This window comes from Alkalibacterium sp. s-m-28 (assembly GCF_054658175.1).
This window is the reverse complement of the sequence record NZ_BAAGIQ010000151.1, coordinates 1-3,121: the sequence shown is the minus strand read 5'-3', so window position 1 is coordinate 3,121 and position 3,121 is coordinate 1. Positions and strand designations below refer to the sequence as shown.

Annotated in this window: 4 protein-coding genes; all 4 read left to right on the top strand. The window is 36.8% G+C overall.

Annotation, left to right across the window (positions count from 1 at the left end):
• A partial coding sequence (locus tag ACYQ4S_RS11425; RefSeq protein ID WP_459771242.1) for a hypothetical protein occupies window positions 1–206 on the top strand: 206 nt, incomplete at its 5' end.
• Window positions 207–301: 95 nt separating this feature from the next.
• A complete protein-coding gene (locus ACYQ4S_RS11420; RefSeq protein ID WP_428830623.1) occupies window positions 302–973 on the top strand; it encodes a cupin domain-containing protein in 672 nt (223 codons plus the stop codon).
• 1 nt (window position 974) lies between these two features.
• A complete protein-coding gene (locus ACYQ4S_RS11415; RefSeq protein ID WP_346024969.1) occupies window positions 975–1,724 on the top strand; it encodes a class I SAM-dependent methyltransferase in 750 nt (249 codons plus the stop codon).
• 222 nt (window positions 1,725–1,946) lie between these two features.
• Window positions 1,947–2,963: an amidohydrolase gene (locus tag ACYQ4S_RS11410; protein WP_459771240.1), complete on the top strand. Its 1,017-nt coding sequence runs from the start codon at window positions 1,947–1,949 to the stop codon at window positions 2,961–2,963.
• Window positions 2,964–3,121 lie beyond the last annotated feature (158 nt).

Below are 3,121 nucleotides of genomic sequence, written 5' to 3'. Positions count from 1 at the left end.
TGTGCTGTGATGAAATGGAGAACATTCGATTCGCGCAATCGCTGTTTCTCGTAATGGCCTGTCTGAAAGAGACATTAATGAACGAGTTAGTACTATCTGAACAACATGTTCAAGACTTGTTAGATACTATCTTTGATAGTTTACCGGAACTCTTCAAGCCATTTTTAAAAGAAAATCAGCTGAATCAAATATCAAAAGCGGCATAATAATCGGTACCAAGTCAATGACACCAAGCGTCAAAGGCTATTTTTTAACTGCAAAACTTGAGTTATTTATATAATATCAATCGAGGAGGGGTAGTTTGAGGGATTTACCCATTGCAACAGTATTCAATAATACAGAGTTAGCAATTATGATGTCTGATCAAATTGTCAGCACGGCAATCGCAGAAACAAATATTTATGATATAACCGCTTTTGGACTTGGAGCGGGAGAATCGATTAGTACGGAGATTGTCGGTCTGGAAAAGTTAATTTATTGTCTCGAAGGCCAATTGGAAATAACCCATAATGAACAAGTTGTCGTTTTAGAAGCTGGATCGATGATCTTACTAGATCGTGGTTCCTATCATGCAATCAAAGCTAAAAATAAAGCTAGTTTTCAACAAATCCATATTTACCAAACAGAGGAGAATGAACAAATGATTAATAAAATTCCACATAATGAAACGATTCAGTTAGCTGATCAAATTGAAATTGTACCTAACAGAAAGTCGAGTAAGTCACTTGTTCAACACCAAACTTTAACATTAACATTATTTGCACTTGATAAAGGTCAACAAATTGCTCGACATACAGCGACTGGGGATGCACTTGTGCAAATTTTAGAAGGTGAAGCATTGATTACAATTGACCAGACTGACTACACCGTCAAAAAAGGTGAGAGCATTGTCATGCCTGCAGAAATACCCCATGCGTTAGAAGCTGTTGAAGCGTTTAAAATGTTACTAACAGTTGTAAAGGCAGGTGAATAATATGCGTGAAGCAGGACATTCCTTTCTTGCTAGATTAGGAAAAACACGGCTACGTCCTGGTGGCGTGGAAGCAACGGATTGGTTATTTAACCATGTTTCATTTAATAAAAACCAACACATCCTAGAAGTAGCTTGTAACCAATGTACAAATGCGATTGAGTTGGTCAAAAAAACAGGATGTTCGATCACAGCTGTTGATCTAGATAAACAAGTAATAGAGATAGCTAAGAAGCGGATAGAGGAAGCAAAGCTAACAGACCATATAACGGTTGAACGAGCGAATGCATTAAATCTTCCCTATCCCGACCAATCCTTTGACATCGTAATCAATGAGGCGATGTTAACGATGCTGGGAGACAAGCAAAAAGTAAAAGCAATTTCAGAATATTATCGAGTTTTAAAACCAGGTGGTCTGTTATTAACTCATGATGTTAAGCTTACAGATGGAGGTATGCCGAAAGTTGTAACAGACTTGCAACAAGCAATTCATGTTCAAGCTAAACCTCATGACGAAGCAGGCTGGCGTAATATCTTTAATCAAGCTGGCTTTGAAAATTTAGATGTAGCAACTGGTCCAATGTCATTAATGAATCCGATCGGTATGATTAAAGATGAAGGCTTGATACGGACGATGAAAATTTTTCGGCAGGCAATAAAAAAGGAAAATCGAGCCTATTTTAAATCAATGTTCCGCTTTTTCAAAACAAATAAATCAAATTTAGGTTATATTGCGATCGTTTCAACAAAGTAAATAGTCTTATTAATTTCATTAAAATCTCAATTTAACGATTTGACTCTCGTCTGCATGCTAGAATTCGCAATTAGAATTCTTTAAGACGAGGGTTTTTTAAAATTCGCTAAATTTTCTAACTAGTCCTTAAGCAAGTTTCTATTTAGTTTATGTTAGAATTAGATTAGTAATTAAACAAGTCAGAATCTAAGATCAACATCCCGAAAGGAGCTCGACTAATTCATGAAAAAACTAATCGATATGCTGGAACAACGAAAAGATGAAATGGTAGCGATTCGCAGACATCTACATCAACACCCTGAACTGTCATTTCAAGAAGAAAAAACAGCTGCCTATATTGAAAAGTTTTATCAAGGAAAAGATATCAAAATTGACACAAACATTGGTAATGGCTATGGCATCATTGTTACTATTGAAGGTGGAAAAGCAGGCAAAACTGTTGCACTTCGAGCTGATTTTGATGCTCTCCCAATTCAAGAAGAAGCTGACGTCCCTTTTAAATCTAAAAATGATGGTGTCATGCATGCGTGTGGGCATGATGCACATACAGCTTACCTACTTGTTTTAGCAGACTGTTTGATTCAACTAAAAGATGAACTCTCAGGAACAATAAAAATTATTCATCAACATACAGAGGAATTACCTCCTGGAGGAGCTAAATCAATAGTTGAAGCTGGCTATCTTGATGATGTTGAAGCTGTTTTCGGTATTCACGTTTTACCGATCGCACCAGCTGGAACAGTAGGCTACCGCAGTGAATATACGTTTAGCGGTCGCTCCTATTTTAAATTAAAGTTAAAGGCAAGAGGTGGACATGGCTCTTCTCCACATAAGGCAAATGATGCGATTGTCACAGGAGCCCATTTCGTCACAACAGTTCAAACAATTGTTAGTCGGAGACTAGATCCGCTGGAAACAGGTGTTGTCACAATTGGCTCTTTTGATGGCAAAGGAACCTCTAACATAATTAAGGACACCATCGAAATTGAAGGTGATATCCGTTATTATAATCATCAAACAGAGGCAATGATTAATAAAGAGCTTGAGCGAATTGTCAATGGGATTGGGGTCACTTTCGGAGTGAATTGTGAACTCAGCTATGAAATTGGCTACCCACCATTGTATAATGACCCTGAGTTAACTGCTTTTGTAGCAGATACACTGACAAAACTTAAAGATAGCGATATTAAAGCAGTAGTTGAAGTGCCTAAAATGGCATCAAATTTAGATTCTTCATAACCACTTCCGCCATCACTATTTGAAATGACAACCTGAATTATTCATACCTCTAAATGTGGATAACTATTTCTATTAAACTCACTGCTTTTTTAGACATTTTTAAGTATTAACTGTCTATCATGCCACTTTATATCCTTCTCGATTAGATTGAAAACAAA